Source organism: Duganella fentianensis, from assembly GCF_009857835.1.
Taxonomy (GTDB): domain Bacteria; phylum Pseudomonadota; class Gammaproteobacteria; order Burkholderiales; family Burkholderiaceae_D; genus Rugamonas; species Rugamonas fentianensis.
The window spans coordinates 997805-1016996 of the sequence record NZ_WWCL01000002.1; the positions used below are offsets into that span (position 1 = coordinate 997805).

The 19192-nt window shown below is 63.9% G+C and carries 12 protein-coding genes; 10 read left to right on the forward strand and 2 right to left on the reverse strand.

Going from position 1 to position 19192, the window contains the following annotated elements; translation table 11 throughout:
- Positions 1-44 precede the first annotated feature (44 nt).
- The 3 genes from GTP23_RS12310 to GTP23_RS12320 all read left to right on the forward strand — a co-directional run bounded on the left by GTP23_RS12310 (position 45) and on the right by GTP23_RS12320 (position 5554).
- Complete coding sequence (locus GTP23_RS12310) at positions 45-3632, forward strand: CHASE domain-containing protein (protein ID WP_161035383.1); 3588 nt, start codon at positions 45-47, stop codon at positions 3630-3632.
- A 297-nt stretch (positions 3633-3929) separates the two neighbouring features.
- Complete coding sequence (locus tag GTP23_RS12315; protein WP_161035384.1) at positions 3930-5132, forward strand: porin; 1203 nt, start codon at positions 3930-3932, stop codon at positions 5130-5132.
- An 11-nt stretch (positions 5133-5143) separates the two neighbouring features.
- The gene (locus GTP23_RS12320) at positions 5144-5554 is read left to right on the forward strand and encodes a type 2 periplasmic-binding domain-containing protein (protein ID WP_161035385.1); all 411 of its coding nucleotides are present in this window, start codon (positions 5144-5146) and stop codon (positions 5552-5554) included.
- 67 nt (positions 5555-5621) lie between these two features.
- Here GTP23_RS12320 and GTP23_RS12325 read toward each other — a convergent pair whose 3' ends face one another.
- Entirely contained in the window at positions 5622-6995 is a 1374-nt protein-coding gene (locus tag GTP23_RS12325; protein ID WP_229256057.1) for an MATE family efflux transporter, read from the reverse strand.
- 145 nt (positions 6996-7140) lie between these two features.
- Between GTP23_RS12325 and GTP23_RS12330 the strand changes: the two genes are divergently transcribed.
- The 3 genes from GTP23_RS12330 to GTP23_RS12340 all read left to right on the forward strand — a co-directional run bounded on the left by GTP23_RS12330 (position 7141) and on the right by GTP23_RS12340 (position 14401).
- A complete protein-coding gene (locus GTP23_RS12330; protein ID WP_161035386.1) occupies positions 7141-8064 on the forward strand; it encodes an ABC transporter substrate-binding protein in 924 nt (307 codons plus the stop codon).
- Between the two features lie 24 nt (positions 8065-8088).
- On the forward strand, positions 8089-12222 hold the full coding sequence (locus GTP23_RS12335; RefSeq protein WP_371866905.1) for an EAL domain-containing protein: 4134 nt from the start codon (positions 8089-8091) through the stop codon (positions 12220-12222).
- A gap of 67 nt (positions 12223-12289) precedes the next feature.
- On the forward strand, positions 12290-14401 hold the full coding sequence (locus GTP23_RS12340; RefSeq protein WP_161035387.1) for a TonB-dependent receptor plug domain-containing protein: 2112 nt from the start codon (positions 12290-12292) through the stop codon (positions 14399-14401).
- Between the two features lie 29 nt (positions 14402-14430).
- Here the strand turns inward: GTP23_RS12340 and GTP23_RS12345 are convergent, their stop codons facing one another.
- Entirely contained in the window at positions 14431-16065 is a 1635-nt protein-coding gene (locus tag GTP23_RS12345) for a methyl-accepting chemotaxis protein (protein WP_161035388.1), read from the reverse strand.
- Between the two features lie 168 nt (positions 16066-16233).
- Here GTP23_RS12345 and GTP23_RS12350 point away from each other — a divergent pair, with 168 nt between their 5' ends.
- From GTP23_RS12350 to GTP23_RS12365, 4 genes are read left to right on the forward strand one after another with little or no spacing between them, the layout of a single operon-like run.
- Positions 16234-17460 carry a SpoIIE family protein phosphatase gene (locus GTP23_RS12350; protein WP_161035389.1) on the forward strand — a complete coding sequence of 409 codons (1227 nt, stop codon included), beginning with the start codon at positions 16234-16236 and terminating at the stop codon, positions 17458-17460.
- A gap of 9 nt (positions 17461-17469) precedes the next feature.
- Positions 17470-18027 carry a SiaB family protein kinase gene (locus tag GTP23_RS12355; RefSeq protein ID WP_161035390.1) on the forward strand — a complete coding sequence of 186 codons (558 nt, stop codon included), beginning with the start codon at positions 17470-17472 and terminating at the stop codon, positions 18025-18027.
- An 18-nt stretch (positions 18028-18045) separates the two neighbouring features.
- On the forward strand, positions 18046-18435 hold the full coding sequence (locus GTP23_RS12360; protein WP_161035391.1) for a DUF1987 domain-containing protein: 390 nt from the start codon (positions 18046-18048) through the stop codon (positions 18433-18435).
- Complete coding sequence (locus GTP23_RS12365; RefSeq protein ID WP_161035392.1) at positions 18435-19190, forward strand: GGDEF domain-containing protein; 756 nt, start codon at positions 18435-18437, stop codon at positions 19188-19190. The genes GTP23_RS12360 and GTP23_RS12365 overlap by 1 nt, the downstream gene beginning before the upstream one ends.
- The last annotated feature ends 2 nt before the right edge of the window (positions 19191-19192 follow it).

Consider the following 19192-nt stretch of genomic DNA (forward strand, 5'->3'; position numbering starts at 1 on the left):
GCAGCACCCGAACAGCGTATAGTGCTTGCCAACCAGATAGCGCAATGACAGCCATGCCAGACGCACAGCCTTCCACCGCAACCACCAGACTGCCATATCTGGCGCTGGTGATGGCGCTGACAGCATGCTATTTCCTGTTCGCCCGTGCCAGCCTGCTGCTGGCCTTCGCGCATAGCAATGCCACGCCCGTCTGGCCGCCTTCCGGTATCGCCTTTGCTGCCATGCTGGCATTCGGCTACCGCGTCTGGCCCGCGATACTGATAGGCGCCACATTTGCCAATCTGGCCACCTTCGTCGGCAACGGGCTGGCGCCCGACCTGTCCACCAACCTGATCTCGCTACTGATAGGCGCCGGCAATACGCTGGAAGCTGCCGCCGGGGTCTGGCTGGCGCGCCACTACGCCTGCGTACGCCAACCGTTTTCCCAGCTACAGGACGTCTACAAGTTTGCCCTGATCGGCCTGCTCATGTGCGTGCTGGCTGCCGTACTGGGCAGCGGCGTGCTGTATCTGGGCGGCCTGGTCAGCTGGACCGCCCTGCCCACGGTGATGCTGACCTGGTGGGTGGGCGATATGGCCGGCGTGCTGCTGGTCACCCCGGCCCTGCTGGCATGGCGCCCATCCCAGGGGGCTTACCGCCTGAGCTGGCAGGCCGCCCTGTCCGTACTGGTGCTGCTGGCCATGATAGCCGCCATCTTCGCGCGCCAGTACAGCGCCGGCGAGGGCGACGGCTGGCTACCCTATCTGCTGATACTGTGCGTGGCCTGGGCGGCCCAGCGTTACGCCCAGCGCGGCGCCAGTCTGTGCTGCCTGCTGATCGCGGCCGGCGCCGTGCTGGGCACCATACGGGGGCTGGGACCATTCGCCGTAGGCACGCTCAACGATGCCCTGATCGCGCTGGCCAGTTATGTAGTGCTGTGCAGCGTGATCGGCATGGTACTGAGCGCCGACGACTACGAAAGACACCGTGCCCGGGACCGTATGCGCAGCCAGAACGCCGCCCACTGGGCCACCCTGCTGGCCGGCATCGCCCTGACGGTGGTGGTGTGGCAGCTGGTAGCGCTGAGTACGGAGCGGCGTGCGCGCGACCAGTTCGATGGGCGTGCGGCCGATATTGCCGAGCGCATCAGCCGGCGCATGGACCTGTATGCGTCCGGCCTGCGCGGTGCACGCGCCCTGTTCCGCGTCGAAGCCGAGCCCACGCGGGCGCAATGGCATGCTTTCACTGAAGCGCTGGATATCCGCAACAGCATGCCCGGCATGCTGGGGCTAGGCTATGCCGCACTGATTCCGCACCAGCAGCGCGAGCAGGCCGAAGCCCAGATCCGCCAGCACGACCGCAGCGATTTCCATATCTGGAGCCTGCCCGGTGCCAGCCCCGGTCCGGCTGCCGGTGTGGTGCTGTATCTGGAACCGGCCAGCGGCGCCAATCTGCGCGCCTTCGGCTATGACATGATGTCGGAACCGATACGCCGTCAGGCCATGCTGGAAGCGGCACGGCTGGGCGAACCCGTACTGACGGGACGGGTCGTGCTGGTACAGGAGGGCCCCGGCCAGGGCCAGCCCGGCTTCCTCATGTATTTCCCCATCTACCACCAGCAGGCCCAGCTTCCCCGTGGCCGTGCTGCGGCCGCGCTGCGCATGGACGCACTGAACGGTTTTTCCTACAGCCCTATCCGCGCCGAGGAGATGCTGGCTGGCCTGCTGGGGCCGGCCGATGATGGCCTGATGCTGGAAGTGTTCGATGGCGATAGCACGGCAGCCGGCAATCTGCTGTATGCCAGCGACAGCCGCCAGCCAGCCGAGCTGGAACAATACCCCAATCCCTATCAGCGCCTGCTGCCGCTGGACTTGCTGCGGCACCGCTGGACTCTGCGGCTAACCTCGCTGCCCGCCTTCGAAAACAGCATAGACCGGCAAAAATCGCACATCGTACTGCTGGCCGGTGCCATCATCAGCCTGCTGTTCTTCGGCGTGGTCCGGGCGCTGACGGCCCGCCAGACCTATGCCAGCGCACTGGCGGAAGAAAAGACTGCGGCACTGCGCGAATCGGAAGCTTCGCTGATCGTGGCGCGCGATCTGGCCGAGGCGGCCAGCCGGGCCAAGTCGGAATTCGTCGCCAATATGAGCCATGAGATCCGCACCCCGCTCAACGCCGTGCTGGGCATGACCCAGCTGCTGAACAACACCACCCTGTCGGCCGAACAGCAGAAATATCTGGACATGATAGGCAGCTCAGGCACGGCCCTGCTCAACATCCTCAACGATGTGCTCGATCTGTCCAAGATCGAAGCGGGCCGGATGGAGCTGGCGCCTGTCCAGTTCAGCCTGCAAAGTGTGCTGGATGCCGTGGCCACCATCATGACTGTCAACGCCAGCGAAAAGAATCTGGAACTGGCCATCGGCGTTGATCCCGGCGTGCCGCAGGCCCTGAGCGGCGACAGCCACCGGCTGCAGCAGATCCTCGTCAATCTGGTCGGCAATGCCATCAAGTTCACGGAAAAAGGCCGCGTCGCCCTGCTGGTGGAACGGGCCAGCGCCAGTGGCGAGGCGGTGACGCTGCGCTTCAGCGTCAGCGATACCGGCATCGGCATACCGCAGGAACAGCGCAGCCTGCTGTTCGCACCATTCTCGCAGGCCGATGCTTCGATGACACGGCGCTTCGGCGGCACCGGTCTCGGTCTGGCGATTTCGCGCCGGATAGCCGCGCTGATGGGCGGTGAAATCGAGGTCGACAGCACTCCCGGTGTGGGCAGCGTATTCACCCTGCGCATCCCGCTACGCTACGGCATGCCACCCGCCAGCGACGACGCGCCACTGCCCAGCCAGCATGTGCTGCTGATCGAAGCCGATGCACTGGCGGCCGACTACCTGCAACGAAATATCGCCAGCCTGGGCTGGCGCTGCAGCCACGCCAGCAGCGGCGAGCAGGCGCTGCAGCTGCTCGGCAGCGGCCAGGCCAGTTTCGATGCCATCCTGCTGGCCTGGAATCTGCCCGGCATGGACGGGCTGGCAACCATGCAGGCCATCCGCGCGGCCCGCCCTGTCGATTGCCCCGCCATCGTGCTGCTGACCAGTGCCTACGGTCAGGGCCAGCTGCTGCAGCACCGCGAAGCCGAGCTGGCCAACGCTACCCTGCTCAAGCCCGTCACCCCGGCCCGCCTGTACGACGCCCTGCGTAGCACGCTGCGCCACACCCCCACCACGGCCGCCAGCGCCGATCTGGGCGCCGTGGCTGCGCTGCGCATCGATGGCGTGCGCCTGCTGCTAGTGGAAGACAATCCGCTCAACCAGCTGGTCGCGCAAAGCATGCTCAGCTACGCCGGCGCCACGCTGGAAACCGTCGACAACGGCCGCGCGGCGCTCGATCTGCTGCGCACCGACAGCCAGCGTTTCGATCTGGTGCTGATGGATGTGCAGATGCCGGAAATGGATGGTTTCGAAGCGACCATGCGGATCCGTTCGGAACTCAAGCTGTCGCTGCCCGTGCTGGCCATGACGGCCGGCGTGATGCAGTCGGAGCGGCAGCAGTGCATCGCTTCCGGCATGAACGATTTCATCGCCAAACCGGTCGATATCGACCAGATGCTGCGTACCATACGGCGTAATCTGCCACCGCGCCGCCCCACCTGAGGCACACAGATTCCCTGCAGTAACTTGCATTGTGAAATGTTCAATTGTTACATCTTCACCATGGCGCATTCATCTGCGCAAGATCAAGAATTGCCTTGAAAACGGACATGTTGGCGGCGCAATTGGCGAAATTGCCCAAATTTTCGCCCGGCAGCGCCACGTATCGTTGCCTGTCCACAACAAAAATGTCACATTTCGCGCTGATTCTCACACAAACTCACCGCCACAAGCCACACTATCTCTGCGTCCTAGACAACACAGAACAAAACACAACGAGATCAACGGGAGGAAATGACGATGAAGCAACCCAAACTGGCCTTGACGGCACTGGCCGTACTTGGCGCACTGGCCGCTCAGGCCCACGCGGACGACAGTCTGCCTATCACCATCAGCGGCTTCGGTACAGGCGCGCTGACCATGACAGACACCAATGATGGCCTGTTCAACCGGGTCAATCAGGTGGGCGGCGCCGGCAAGAGCGCACGCACCGGGGTGGACTCGAATCTGGGCCTGCAGATGACGGCCAAACTGAGCGATAGCCTGTCGCTGACGGCACAGGGTCTGGTACGCAAGAACGGTCCTAGCGACCAGTTCAGCGGCGAAATGGCCTGGGCCTTCGCCAAGTACAAGGTCAGCGATGAAATCTCCTTCCGCGTAGGCCGCATCGGCCTGCCCGTCTACATGATTTCCGACGTGCGCAATGTGGGCTATGCCAACATCATGATGCGCGCCCCGAACGAAGTCTACCGTCAGGTAACGGCCGACAATATCGATGGCGGCGACATCCTCTACCAGCACAGCTTCGGCGATACCACGGTGACGGGCCAGCTGGCAGTAGGCCGCACCCGCTTCCACGCTTCCAGCAACTACGATGTGGAATTCAAGCCGGCCGTCTCGGCCCAGCTGGTACTGGAAAACGGTCCCTTCACCTACCGTCTCGGTCATGCCAAAGCCAAAGTCAATGTGTATGACAACGCCAACCTGAACGCCCTGCTGGCCGCGCTGAACAAATACGGCCTGAGCTCGGTGGTCGCCGAACTGCCGCTGCACGATATCGATGGCACGTTCACCTCGGCCGGCATTTCCATGGATTACAACAACATCGTACTGCAGGGCGAATATGCCAAGCGCAAGACGGAAACCCGCGCCATTCAGGACACCAGCTCCTACTACCTGATGGCCGGCTACCGCATGGGTAAATTCCTGCCTTACGTAATGCACGGCAACGTCAAGCAGGACAGCATCCGCAGCTTCGCCAGCCTGCCGACCACGGGTCCGCTGGCCGGTCTGACGGCAGCCGCGAATGGTGCCATCCAGGCTGGTCTGCAATCCACCACGGCCATCGGCGTGCGCTGGGACTTCTACAAATCGGCAGCATTCAAGTTCCAGATCGATCACATCAGCACCCGTGATGGCACTGGCTACTTCGTCAATGCCAAACCTGCACTGGCAGGCAAGAGCGTCAATGTGTATGCCGCCGGCATCGATTTCGTATTCTAAGGAGAGCCTCTATGAAAACGGCCATTGCAAAAGTTCTGCTCGCGCTCGGTCTCGGTATGGCAGCTGCGCCGCTGTTCGCTGCCGAGATCGTAGTCATCGTCAATCCCAAGAACCCGGCTACCCGCATGTTCAGCGAACAGGCGGGCCAGTTCTTCCTCGGCAAATCGACCCTGTTCACCCCTATCGAACACACGGACGGTCCGCTGCGCAACGAGTTCTATAAAAAGGTGCTGGACAAGGACGCCACCCAGGTCAAAGCCATCTGGTCCAAGCTGGTGTTCACGGGTAAAGCCACGGCACCGAAAGAACTGGGTTCCAGCGCCGAGGTGAAAAAAGCCGTGGCAGCCGACGTCAGCGCCATCGGCTACATCGAGAAATCGCAGGTCGACGATACCGTGAAAGTGATACTGACGGTACAGTAAGCCCGCCGTCTGATGGCAGTTGCCGCGCGCCCGGCTCAGCCGGGCGTTGTTGTTTGCGCCTGCCGTATCAGCCTTCCAGCACCACCAGCGGCACCAGCTGTTTGCGCGCCTGGCGCGCATGCGGCACCCAGGCCAGCGTCTGCCAGCGGCGCCACATGATCAGACCCCGTATCCATTCATCCGCCGCATACGCCAGCCACACGCCGGGCAAGCCCCAGCCCAGCACCACGCCCAGCAGCCAGCTGCCGCCAGCCAGTACCAGCAGCATGGACAGCGCACCCGCCAGCAAAGGGAAACGGGCATCACCGGCCGCCCGCAAGGCATTGATCACCACCAGATTGAAGGTGCGGCCCGGCTCCAGCAGCACCGTCAGCCACAGCAATATGGTACCGCCAGACAGTATGGCCGGATCGCTGCTGAACCAGCCCAGCAGCGGACGGGCGGCCAGCGCCGCCAGCGCTGCAATCAGCAGCGCGACCAGTGCGCCGCGCAGTAGCGTGCGCTTGACCAGCTGATGTGCCTCGCGCAACCGGCCCGCTCCGATCAGATAGCCCACCATGATTTCCACGGTCAGGCCACTGGCGATGCTGAACATCATCACCCCTGCCATCACCTGCAGCACATAGGCCTGGGTCGCCAGCGCCGTGGCTCCCAGCTGCGCCGCCGTCGCCACGCTGACCATGAAAGCCAGCCGCCAGGCGATGTTTTCAGCTGCGCCGGGCAGACCGATATGCAGCACGGCAGCCAGTTCGGCGCGCGGCAAGCGCCACCAGTCATGTGGCAGCAAGCGTATGCCTAACTGGCGTTGCCACACGATCAGATGCATCATCAGGCCCAGCATGCGGCTCAGCGTCAGCGCCAGCGCATAGCCTGGCAAGCCCATGGACGGCAAGCCGCCCCAGCCGAACATCAGCGGCAGTGCCAGCGCCAGATGGCAGACATGCATGGCCACCAGTACCAGCAGGGTGTCACGGGTCCGCAGATGGGCCCGCATCACGCTGGCCATGGCAGCATTCCAGGCATCGAACAGCATGGCCAGGGCCAGCGCTTTTAGCAGCGGCACGGCCAGCGGCAGCACTTCGGCCGGGGTGTTCAGCAGGCGCAGCAAGGGCTCGGCCGCCAGCCAGCCCAGCAGCGCCGAAATCCCGCCCAGCCAGCTGCTGGCACCGACCACGGCACGCGCCACTCTCTGCGCTGCATCATGTTGTTGCGCACCCAGCTTCTGCGTCACCACCACGCTGACACCGGCCCCGATGATGCGGAACAGCAGGAATAACATGGCTGTGACCTGGCTGGTGATGGCGAAAGCAGCACCGGCCGCATCCGAACTTCGGGCGGCCAGTGCCGTGCCAGCCAGGCTGATAGCCATGGCCAGGCCTAGTTCTGCCAGCAAGGGCCAGACCAGCGCATGCATGCGCAGAGGTGGACGGGAACGGGACATGGGTTGCGGTGAGTTTGTTGTAGCCAGCGCTAGTGTAACCCAAGTGGAAGCGCTTGCAGAATTGTCATAGAATATATCTATTGATGATTTATGGTTGGCAAAGTGTACACTCTCGCTGCACCCCTTTTTCCGTCCGCAAGCCGCCTTGACCCCTGCCGCCGTTCTCCGCCTGCTCCCTGTTTTGCTGCTGTGCCTGTCTGGCAGGCTGGCGCACGGGCAGACGCTGGCCGTGCTGCACCCTGAATTGAATGGTCCCTACCGCAACGTGGTCAGCGAAATTCTGCAAGGCGTGGAAGAACAGACCCGCAGCCGCCCCCGCGCTATTGTAGTGGGCCAGCTGGCCGATGGCAGCGAGCTGCGCGCCAGCCTGAAAAATAGCAAGGCCGTCATCGCGCTGGGCAGGCAAGGCATGAAAGTGGCCGCCACGCTGGAAGCGGGCACGCCGGTGGTGATAGGCGGCGTCAATCCCGGAGCCGAAGGCGAGCAGCTGAACGGCATCAGCATGATGCCCGACCCGGCGCTGCTGTTCGGCCTGCTCAGAAATGTGCTGCCTGCCGTGCGCCGCGTGATGGTGGTCTACCACCCGCAGACGAGCGAAGCCCAGATCCGGCTGGCGCGCGATGCGGCGCGCGCCCAGGGGCTGGATTTCTCCGCGCTGGAAGCCACCGATCTGGCCAGCGCCGCCCGTGCCTACGAAGCCCTGCTCAGTACGGCAGATGGCCGGCGCGATGCGCTCTGGCTGCCGCAGGATGCCACCACTGTCGAAGAAACCACCATCCTGCCCATGATTCTGAAGGAATCGTGGAGCCGCAACCTGCCCGTGTTCTCCAGCAGCGTGTTACACGTCAAGAAGGGTGTGCTGTTCGGCATGTATCCGAATAATGTACAGCTGGGCCACGATCTTGCCCAGCTTGCCACTGCTTTGCAGAATGGCGAAACCATACGGCGCGGCCTGACGCCCTTGCGCGCGCTCAGCAGCGCACTCAACACGCGTACCGCCAGCCACCTCGGGCTACACCTGAGCACCGCACAACAAAGGCAATTCGATGCAATCTTCCCTGAACTCTAAGCTGCGTGCCGCCCAGCCGGCCGCGTGCAGCCCCCTGCCACGCCGCGCCGCCACACCATGATACAGTCGCTCCGTCTATTCCTGCGCCGCACCGGCTTCCAGCGCCAGTTAATGCTGATCGCTGCCAGCTCCATCCTCGGGCTGGCCGTGTTCTCGGCCCTGATGAATGCGCGCGAGGCCAATGTGCGCATGCGCGATTACTACATCGGTCAGGGCCAGCGCATCGCCGAAAATCTGGCGCGCCAGAGCACCCTGGCCCTGCTGTTCCATTCGCCGGAGAATGCGCGCGAAGTGGTCAGCACCACGCTGGCCTTCCCCGATGTCAGCGCCGTGCAGATCATGGATGCCCAGCAGCGTGTGCTGGTGAGCGAAACGCCGGCCGGTCAGCCGGCCCTGCATGCGCCCGGTATTGCGCTGCCGGCCCGTCCCAGCCTGATCAGCGAAGATAGCCGCAGCTGGCTGTTTGCTGCGCCCGTGTTCGGCGGGCAGGCAGAAAGTTCGCCGCTTGATCCGCAGGATGTCCGGCCGCAGGTGCAGGGCTATGTACAGGTGCAGATCGCCAAAAGCACGCTGAACAGCCTGACCAACTCTCTGCTGCTGGGCAATCTGGTACTCACCCTGTCGTTTGCCGTGCTGGTGCTGGGCGTGGGCCGTTTGCTGACGCGCCATATGATACGCCCGCTCAATGCACTGTCGGAGCTGATGCGGCGCGCCGAAGCGGGCGAGTCGGGCATGCGTGCCCGCCCTTCGGGCCCGCGCGACCTGATCGATATGGCGCAGGCCTTCAACCAGATGATGGTGGTGCTGGAACAGCGCGAGCGCGAACTCAAGGAATCGCGCGATGCGGCCATCAATCTGGCCCAGCTGAAAGCCCAGTTTGCCGCCACCGTCAGCCACGAAGTGCGGACACCTCTCAACGGCGTGGTCGGCATGCTGGACATGCTACGCGAAACCCGGCTTTCGGCGCGCCAGCAGGAACTGGTCGACGTGGCCTGGAATTCCTCCAATACCCTGATAGAACTGATCAACAACATCCTCGACTTTTCCAAGCTGGAAGCGGGCAAGCTGACGCTGGAACCGAATACCTTCGACCTGCCTGCCCTGCTCGATCAGGTGATCGAGCTGCTGGAACCGCAGGCCAGCCAGAAAGGTTTGCGCCTGAGCTGGCAGGCTGCCGGCGAATTACCGCGTCATGTAACGGGCGACGCCATGCGGCTGCGCCAGATCCTGCTTAACCTGATAGGCAATGCCATCAAGTTCACGGCGCGGGGCGAGATCAGCGTCAGCCTGCATGTGAGCGGCGACGCTGGCGCCATGCGTCTGCACTGCAGCGTACGCGATACCGGCATAGGCATGAGCGCCGACGTCTGCCAGCGCCTGTTCCACGCCTACGTCCAGCCGGAGACAGGGACCACGCGTCGCTACGGCGGCACAGGACTGGGACTGGCCATCTGCAAACAGCTGGTGGAGCTGCTGGGCGGCCAGATCAGCGTGGAGAGCAACCCCGGCCAGGGCAGCTGCTTCAGCTTCGATATGCAATGCCAGAGCGCCAGTACCGCGCCCGCCCCGCGCGCCCTGCCTACGGCGGCCGACGATGGCAGCGCTGCATTGCCTGCGGCGCTAGCGCGCAGCCAGCCGGCCCAGGCCGTCTCCGCACCACCGCGCTTCCGCGTACTGGTGGCCGAAGACAACCGTACCAATCAGATGGTGGCAGCCGGCATGCTGGCCCTGAATGACTGCGCCTGCGTGTTTGCGGCCGATGGTGCCGAAGCCGTGCGGGCCGCCCAGCGCGAACAGTTCGATCTGATCCTGATGGATTGCAGCATGCCGGAAATGGATGGCTACGAAGCCACCGCCCATATCCGTCTGGCCGAACTGGCCAGCGGACGCCGTACGCCGCTGCTGGCCATGACGGCCAACACCCAGTCGGGCGACGCGGAAAAATGTCTGGCTGCCGGCATGGACGACTATCTGGCCAAGCCCATCACGCTGGTGGAACTACGGCGCAAGCTGGAAAAATGGCTGCCGCTACTGGATGTGCTGCCGCCGCCCCAGCCCGTGGCGATGAATAGCGCCGGCCCCTGTCCGGTCAACCGCGCCGTGTTCGAGCCGCTATGCCAGGTGCTGGGCGCCAGCCTGCCCCAGGCCATCGAGCCGTATCTGGAAGATGCGCCGCGCTGCATCGACGATGTGCAGCAGGCTCTGGCCACAGGGAACTTCACTCTGGCGCGCGAGCGTGCCCACACGCTCAAAGGTGCTTCCGCCAATCTGGGCGCAGAAGCGCTGGCCCAGCTGGCCCAGCAGGTGGAAGAGTATGCGGCACGCGGCCAGGGCGAGCTGCTGGCGCCGCTGCTGGTGCCGCTACGCAGTCAATACGCCGCGCTGGCCGGCTTCCTGCAGGCCCAGTTGCGTGTCATTTCCCCCGCGCTCGAGCAGCACGACGATAGCCTGGCCCAGGTGCTGATCGTCGACGACGATCGCAGCACCCGCAGCACCCTGCGCCATACCCTGCAGCGCGACGGCTTCCAGGTAGAAGAAGCGGCCGATGGCGCGCAGGCGCTGGCCATGCTGGCCGTGTGGCAGCCCGACGTGATCCTGATGGATGCCATGATGCCCGTCATGGATGGCTTTACGGCCTGCGCCCGCATGCAGCAGCTGCCCCATGGCAGCGAGATTCCCGTGCTGATGATCACCGCACTGCAGGACAATGCTTCCGTCGAAAAAGCCTTTGCGGCCGGCGCCAGCGACTACATCCCCAAGCCCATCCACTACGCCGTGCTGTCGCAGCGGGTACGCCGCATTATCGAAGGCAACCGGGCCGAGAAGCGCATCCGCCACCTGGCCTACAACGACGTACTGACCAATCTGCCCAACCGCACCCTGTTCTTCGATCTGCTGGCCCAGCGCATCAGCCGCGCAGGCGAGCAACAGCAGCAGCTGGGCGTGCTGTTCATGGATCTGGACCGCTTCAAATACGTCAACGACAATCTGGGCCACCACATCGGCGACCGCCTGCTGCAGGCCGTAGCCCAGCGGGTACGCCAGACCGTGCGCGACGACGACACCGTGGCGCGGCTGGGCGGCGATGAATTCACCGTGGTGCTCGACCATCTGGACAGCCCCGCCGCTGCGGCAACGGCAGCGCAGAATATCGTGCGCGCCCTGAGCGCGCCCTTCCCCATCGATGGCAACGATATCTTCGTCACGGCCAGCGTGGGCATCGCCATGTATCCGCACGACGGGCTCGATGTCGCCAGCCTGGTCAAGCATGCCGACAGTGCCATGTACCGCGCCAAGCGCACCAACAGCGGCTTCCAGTTCTACGAAGCGTCGATGGAGCTGTCCATCTCCGAGCACGTGCGGCTGGAAAGCGATCTGCGCCACGCCATGCTGCAGGGTCACCAGCTGGAAGTGTATTACCAGCCGCAGGCGCGCATGCAGGATGGCAGCATCCTCGGCATGGAAGCGCTGCTGCGCTGGCACCATCCGCTACGCGGCCTGATCCCGCCCGACCAGTTCGTGCCGCTGGCAGAAGAGACGGGGCTGATTATTCCTATCGGCGAATGGGTGCTGCGCAGCGCCTGCACCCAGCTGCAAAGCTGGCGCGCGGAAGGCATGCCGGACCTGCGCGTAGCCGTCAACCTGTCGGTGCGCCAGCTGCTGCAAAAGAATTTCAGCGCCACCGTGGCCAGCATTCTGGCCGAAAGCGGCCTGCCGCCGGCCATGCTGGAGCTGGAAATCACCGAAAGCACGCTGATGGAAAACGCCCAGGATACGCTGGCAACCCTGCATAGCCTGCACGGGCTGGGCGTGCGCCTGTCGATCGACGATTTCGGCACCGGCTATTCCTCGCTGTCCTATCTGAAGCGCTTCCCCGTCGACATCCTCAAGATCGACCGCTCCTTTGTGCAGGATGTGCCGCAGGATAGCGACGACATGGCCATCGTCAGTGCCATCATCGCCCTGGCCCATAGCCTGCGGCTGGAAGTGGTGGCGGAAGGCGTGGAGACGGAAGCCCAGCTGGCGTTCCTGCGCGCGCGCCAGTGCGATCTGCTGCAGGGCTACTACCTGAGCCCCGCCCTGCCGGCGCGCCAGTGCGCCGAACTGATACGCGCCCATCTGGCGCGCGGCAGCAACTCGCTGGCCGCGCAGGAATAAGGTGGAATACCATGCCGCAGAAATCTTTTACCCGTTTAGTACCGCATCAGGAGTTTTTCGCGTGAATATGCCCCGTCCTCACCGTTTGCGCTACGCGCTGGCAGCTGCCCTGCCATGGTTCTTCGGCACCGCGCTGGCCTGGGCCGGCCCGGTTTCCGATGACGATGCCCTGGCCCTGTCCTACAGCGAAGCAGCCAGTGTCAGCATCGCCACCGGCAATAGCCAGAGCTTGCGCCGTGCGCCGGCCGTGGCCAGCGTCATTACGGCGGCCGACATCGTCGCCATGGGTGCCACAGAGCTGGACCAGATCCTCGAGACGGTGCCCGGCATCCACGTCAACCGCGCCCCCAACAGCAACTCGCCCCTGTATGTAGTGCGCGGCATCGTCAGCGCCTTCAATCCGCAGGTGCTGGTGCTGCAGAACGGCATACCGATTACCACGGCCTACATCGGCAACAAGGGCAATATCTGGGGCGGCTATCCGGTCGAACATATTGCCCGCATCGAAATCCTGCGCGGGCCCGGTTCGGCCCTGTATGGTTCGGATGCCTATGCCGGCGTGATCAACATCATCACCAAGAATGCCGCCGAGGTGGGCGGTACGGAATTCGGCCTGCGCGGCGCCAGCTTCGGTACGGGCGAGCTGTGGTTCCAGCAGGGCACCCGGCTGGGGCCGCTGGCCATCGCCAGCTATCTGCGCTATGGCCAGACCGACGGCAACCACAATCTGGTGGAGGCCGATGCGCAAAGCCGCAACGACAAACTGTTCAACACCCACGCCAGTCTGGCGCCGGGCGAGGTCCACAACCAGCTCAAGGCGGTGGACGGCAATCTCGACGTGCAGTATGGCGCCTGGCGTGCCCGCTTCGGCTACAAGCGCCGCTACGATATGGGCACGGGTCTGGGCATAGCCTCGGCGCTCGATCCTACCGGCCGCCAGCAAACCGAGCGCATTACCAGCAGCCTGTCATGGACCGAGGCCCAGCTCGGGCACGACTGGGGTGCCGGTGCTACGGTGAGCAGCCAGCAATATTCACAGGAAATCCCTACCTGGTATCAGCTGATGCCGGCCGGACTGGTCTACCCTACCGGTGCTTTCCCCAATGGCATGATCGCCGCGCCGGAAACCTGGGAACGTACTTACCGCGCCAGTGCCTATGCCGATTACAGCGGCTGGCAGTTGCACCGCCTGCGGCTGGGCGTGGGCCACGACGATATCGATATGTACCGTACGCGCGAGTACCGCAACTTCAATTACGCCGCCAACGGCCTGCCGATTCCGCTGCCCGGCGTGATAGAAACCAGCGCAAGCTCGCCTTTCATCCGGCCGCAGCGGCGCAACATCAACTATCTCTACCTGCAGGACGAATGGAATCTGGCCACCGACTGGAACCTGACGGCCGGCCTGCGCCATGACCGCTATTCCGATTTCGGCAGCACCACCAATCCCCGCCTGGCGCTGGTGTGGGATGCCAGCTACGACCTGACGGCCAAGCTGCTGTACGGCCGCGCTTTCCGCGCTCCGGCCTTTGCCGAAAGCTATGGCATCAGCAATCCCGTCGCCATGGGCAATCCCCTGCTCAAACCGGAACGCAATGCCACCACCGAACTGGCGCTGGCCTGGCAGCTCAGCAGCAACGCCAGCGCCAACCTGACCTTCTACCACTACAATATGCACGACATCATCCGTACTGTGGCGAACCCCGTGCCCGGCACCGGCTCCACCTATACCAACACGGGCGACCAGCGTGGCGACGGGGTCGAACTGGAAGGCAAGTGGCAGCTGGCCAGCGCCGTCCAGCTCAGCGGCAATTACGCCTGGCAGCGCTCCATCGACCAGCGCACAGGCACCGATGCAGGCGCTGCGCCGCGCCACCATCTGCTGGGCCGGGTCGACTGGAGTGTGGATAGCGACTACCAGCTGGGGGCACAGCTGAACCACGTAGCCGGCCGGCGCCGTGCGCTCGGCGATCTGCGTGCACCGATAGCCGATTACAGCACGGCCGACTTTACCCTCGCCACCCGCTACGGCCGCCAGCGCTGGAACTACACGCTGGCCATCCGCAATGCCTTCAACGCCAATGTGCGCGAGCCCAGCCCGGCACCGGGGCTGACCCTGCCCGGCGACATTCCCATGCCGGGCCGTAGCATTTCGCTGCAGGCCAGCTACCAGATGTAGTGCCGGCCCGCCGCCACACTACCTGAGCTTCAGGCGGCGCGCGGCAACGCCGCCAGCTTGCGCTGCGCCACTCTGGTCTGTGGCGGCATCGTCAGCACATGGGCTTGTCGCGCCGGTTCATGGTCGAGCCGGAAACCGGCCATCAGCTGGGCCATTTCGCGGCACTGCTCCTGCATGGCCTGTGCGGCCGCAGCAGCCTGCTCCACCAGTGCCGCATTCTGCTGGGTCACGCCATCCATCTCGCAGATGGCCGCATTCACCTGTTCTATGCCCTGCTCCTGCGCGCTGCTGGCGCTGCTGATGGCGGCGATGATGCCGGCCACTTCGCCCACCCGCGTAACGATTTCCGACATGGTCACGCCGGCGTCGTGCGCCAGTGCGCTGCCACCTGCAATCTGCTCGGCCGATTCGTTGATCAGCAGCTTGATTTCCTTGGCCGCTACCGCGGAGCGCTGGGCCAGATTGCGCACTTCAGACGCCACCACGGCAAAGCCACGGCCCTGATCACCGGCCCGCGCTGCTTCCACCGCTGCGTTCAAGGCCAGAATATTGGTCTGGAAAGCGATGCCATCGATCACGCTGGTGATCTCGACGATGCGCTGGGCTGCTGCATCGATGTTCTGCATGGTGGCCACCACCTGCGCCACCACGGCACCGCCTTTATCGGCCACTGCCGAAGCCGACACGGCCAGCGCATTGGCCGTGCGGGCGTTGCCGCTATTGGCGCGCACCGCCTCGGTCAGTTCCACCATGGCCGATGCGGTTTCTTCCAGCGCGCCGGCCTGATGTTCGGTACGCTGCGACAGATCGAGATTGCCGGCCGCAATTTCACGCGAGCTGTAGTCTATGCTGTCGGCGCCGTCGCGCACGCGCCGCACCGTGTGGGCCAGCCGCTGCGTCATATGGCTCAGAGCATCGAGCAGCTTGCCGATTTCATCGTCGCGCCGGTGCGCGATGCTGCCATGCAGCTGGCCGGCAGCTACCTGCTGCGCCAGCACCACGGCCTGTTCCAGCGGGCGCACCACGCTGCGCGTCAGCAGCACGGCCAGTGCCACGCCGGTGACCAGTGCCAGTGCACCCAGCACCAGCAACATCAGGCGGCTCAGGGCAAACTGGCTGGCGCTGTGTTCGGCCAGTTGCTGCGCCTGCTGCTTCTGATAGGCCAGCAGCTGCGTCAGCGCGCCCGTGTAGGCACCGGCCACGGCCGGCATGCGCTGCTCCAGCAGATCAGCGACTTCCTGTATGCGGCCGCTGTCCTTGAATTTGAACAGTTCGCTGCGCATGGCCAGATAGGCCTGCTTATGGCGCGCTACCTGCTGCAGCAAACGGCTCTCCTCTGCATCGCTAGGCAACAGCGCCAGCCGCTGTTCCAGCAGGGCCTGCTGTTTTTCGCCAGCGTCGAGCTGGGCCTGGAACAGATCGGCCACTTCCAGACTGTCGGCGCGCGCCACCGAGACGGTGCGCAGGCCATTGAGTTCTACGCTGGCCAGCAGTTCCGAGCCCAGCTGCTGCTTGGCCAGTTTTTCATTGACCAGTATCGAAGTACTGGCATTACCCGTATGTAGACGCCAGAGCGCGACGGCGGACATGCACGCCATCAGCACCAGCAACAGGCCGAACGAGGCCATGACACGGAAACCAGTATTAAATCGGGGAATATTCATCGCGTTTTCTAGGGGATGGACTGAGTGAGAAACAGGCGGCAGTCTAGTGAGCAAATGTGACGCCATCATTACCTCATGGAAACTATTGGTGCATCAGGCCTATGTAATGAGCAGGTAACAATTTCCCATTAGCATTACGACCACTAGCCATTACCGGGAAACCCCACCGTGGAGTTCAACGCTTCTCGTCACCATCTGCCGCGCTTCCGCCTTTCCACTGCCGCCGACCTGTGCGTGGAGACGGTGTCGGTCGCGTCCGACACCAGCAATCTGGGCGTGCTGGAACTGTTCACCGAACGGCGCGAGCTGATGAGCTTGCCCGTGCTCGAGCAGGACCGCCCGATAGGCCTGATCAGCCGCAACATCTTCCTGTCGCAGATGTCCAAGCCTTATTACCACGAGCTGTATGGCAAGAAGAGCTGCATCGCCTTCATGGACAAGGATCCCCTGATCGTCGATGCGGCCATGAGCATAGAGGAGCTGACCTTCCGCGCCGTCGAATCGGGCGAGAAAGCGCTGGCCGACGGCTTCATCGTCAGCCGCGACGGCGGGCTGGCCGGCGTCGGCTTCGGCCTGCAGCTGATGAACGTGGTGGCCAATATGCAGGCCGAGCGGAACCGCCAGATCATGCACAGCATCGCCTACGCCAGCGTGATCCAGCGTTCGCTGCTGCGCCCCTCCGATCTGGCGCTGGCCGCCGCGGTGGCCGATGCCCACCTCGAATGGCAGCCGCGTGACGTGGTAGGCGGCGACTTCTACCATTTTGCCCAGTATCCGCAAGGCTGGTTCGGTGCGATTGCCGATTGCACGGGCCATGGCGTGCCCGGTGCCTTCATGACGCTGATCACCTCCTCCATCCTGTCGCAGGCTCTGCAGCAGCAAGGGCCAGCCGATCCTGCCGCCCTGCTGGCCGAAGTCAGCCGCGGTGTCAAAAGCATGCTGGGTCAGCAGGACGGCAGCAGCGGCGCCAGCAGTTCCAACGACGGCATGGACGCCGGCTTCATCTGGTATGAGCATGCCAGCCGCACCCTGCATTACGCAGGCGCGCGCATGGCGCTCTACCTGCTCGAAGCAGATGGCGCTGCCATCCAGAGCATAGACGGCGACCGCATGGGTGTGGGCTATACGGATACGCCGGCCGACTACCAGTGGCACAACATCAGCGTGGCCGTGCCACCGGGCAGCCTGCTGCTGCTCACCACCGATGGCCTGATCGACCAGATCGGCGGCAGCCGCGACATCGCCTATGGTAAACGGCGCATGCGCGATGCCCTGCTGGCCCAGCGCCACGCCAGCGCCGCACAGGCTGGCGCCGCCCTGCTGGCGGACTTCCTCGCGTGGCAAGGCAGCCAGCCGCGCCGCGACGACCTGACCTTTTTCGTTTTCCGCCCTTAGGAGCACCCTTTGCTGTACGAAGAATTCAACGACTTCTGGGATGTGGCCCGCAAGCGCCACATCATCTTCTTCTACGTGGGCTATTTCTCGCAGCACGTGGTGGCCGCCATTTCCGAAACCATCAAGGCACGGCTGGATACGGCCGGTGCTGCCGGGCCTACGCGGCGCCGCATCTTTTCCTCGTTCGTGGAAATGTCGCAGAACATCATGCACTACTCGTCCGACACGCTTACGCCGGGGCAGGAAACCACGGGCCAGATGCGCCGTGGCTCGTTCTGCATAGGCATGAAGGACGACAGCTTCTTCCTGCTGTGTGCCAATCCCGTCGACAGCACCAATGTGGAACGCATACGCCAGCGTCTCGAGCCGCTGCACAGCATGACCATGGACGAAATCAAGACTGCCTATAAAAAAGCCTTGCGCGACGAGGCCCCGAGCGACAGCAAGGGCGCCGGTCTGGGCTTTCTGACCATGGCGCGCGACGCCAGCGAGCCGCTCGAATTCGAATTCGTGCAGGAAGCCCATGCGCCCGACACCACGGTGTTCTGCATCAAGGCGATTATCTAATTCAGTACTGGAACCGTTATGCAAGCACTCTATCTCTGCGCCACCCCTACCTCGCCGGAAGTCGATTTCCGCTTTGAACAGCATAGCCTGTCGATCAAGGGTGAATCCTATCCGGAAAATGCCGCAGCCTTCTACAGCCCTCTGATCGAACAGGTGCAGCAGTATCTGGCCGGCTGCGATGGCCAGAGCATCAGCGTGAATGTCTCGCTGGCCTACTTCAACAGCTCCAGCACCAAGATGCTGTTCGCCTTCTTCGACGCGCTGAATCAGGCGGCCATGGCCGGTAACGAGGTCTGCCTGAACTGGTACCACGACGAGGATGATGACACCATCCTCGAATTCGGCGAAGAACTGCGCGACGATTTCGCCGCGCTGGACTTCCGCGCCCATGCTGTGAGTGGCCAGTAATGCAGCGCCCCGCCGCCCGCGCCGAAGCCGATCTGTTCGCACTGGAGAGTGCGGCACTGGCGCAGGCGCGCGCCGCCCATGACGATGCGCAGGCCGATACCCGTGCCGCGCTGGCCGCCCTGATCAATCATTACGAGCGCCTGATGCGCGAGAGCCGCCGCCTGATCCGCCGCAGCGACCGCGCCGAACTCGATATGAACCAGATGAACCGCCAGCTGCACGAACTGGCGCAGCAGCTGGAATACCGCGCCACGCATGACACGCTGACGGGTGCGCTGAACCGCGGCGCCATCATCGAATGCGCCACGCGGGCGCTGGCACAGGGCGATCTGGCCCTGATCGTGCTCGATATCGATCACTTCAAATGGGTCAATGATGATTTCGGCCATCCGGCCGGCGATATGGTGATCCAGACCGTCGTGGCCTGTCTGCAGCGGCTACTGGGAGCGCAGGCCAGCATAGGCCGCGTGGGCGGGGAAGAATTTTCCGTCGTCTGGCCGACCAGCGAGCTGGCCGAGGCATTGACGGTGGCCCAGAGCATCTGCGATGCGATAGCCGATCAGGTGTTCGCGGCACCTATCAACCGCCAGATCACGGCCAGCGTAGGCGTCAGCTGGGCTGCATGCGGCAGCAGCTTCGAATCCATCTACAGCCATGCCGACGAAGCGCTGTATGCGGCCAAGCGGGCCGGCCGCAACTGCGTGCGCAGCCACGTAGGCGAAGAACTCAACCCGCTGCTGTTCGCCGCCGCCTGAGG